Below are 649 nucleotides of genomic sequence, written 5' to 3'. Positions count from 1 at the left end.
CGTTCTCTTCGATGAAGTGACGACGAGGTTCAACTTGGTCACCCATTAGCGTTGTAAACAATTGGTCTGCGCCTACCGCATCTTCAATCGTTACTTGCATCATGCGACGCGTCTCTGGGTCCATTGTGGTTTCCCAAAGCTGATCTGGGTTCATCTCACCTAGACCTTTGTAGCGCTGACGGCTTAGACCACGCATCGATTCTTTAACCAACCACTCAAGTGCTTCAGCAAAGCTTGATACTGGCAGAGTACGTTCACCACGTTTGATGTACGCGCCCTCTTCTAGAAGACCGTCTAGGACTTCAGAAAGGTCCGCCAGCTTGCCGTATTCTTTTGAGTTTAGGAAATCAACACTTAGCGCATGCTCGTGAGTCACACCGTGTGTACGAACGATGATCTTCGGCAGGCTCAAACCAAGCTCTGCGTGCAGCTCCACTTCGTAGCTGTATTGGCTTGCACCCACTTCTTTCGCGTTTAGTTGCTCAACAAGTTGTTTTGTCCAAGCTTCTACTGCTGCTGCATCATGACACTGCTCAGCCGTTAGACGAGATGTGTAGATAAGCTCATGCACTAAGGCGCGAGGGTAACGACGGCTCATACGGTCAGCAAGCTTGATACCTGCATTGTATTGTTGAACCAGTTTTTCTAG

1 pseudogene is annotated in these 649 nt (G+C 49.2%); it reads right to left on the bottom strand.

What is annotated here, in order from left to right:
• Nucleotides 1-649: pseudogene (gene gyrB, locus R7Q48_RS28175) on the bottom strand (DNA gyrase subunit B); the annotation flags it as partial.

The sequence above is a fragment of the Vibrio sp. 378 genome (assembly GCF_033339435.1).
Note: the sequence above shows the minus strand (reverse complement) of the source record. Positions and strands in the feature narration are given on the sequence as shown.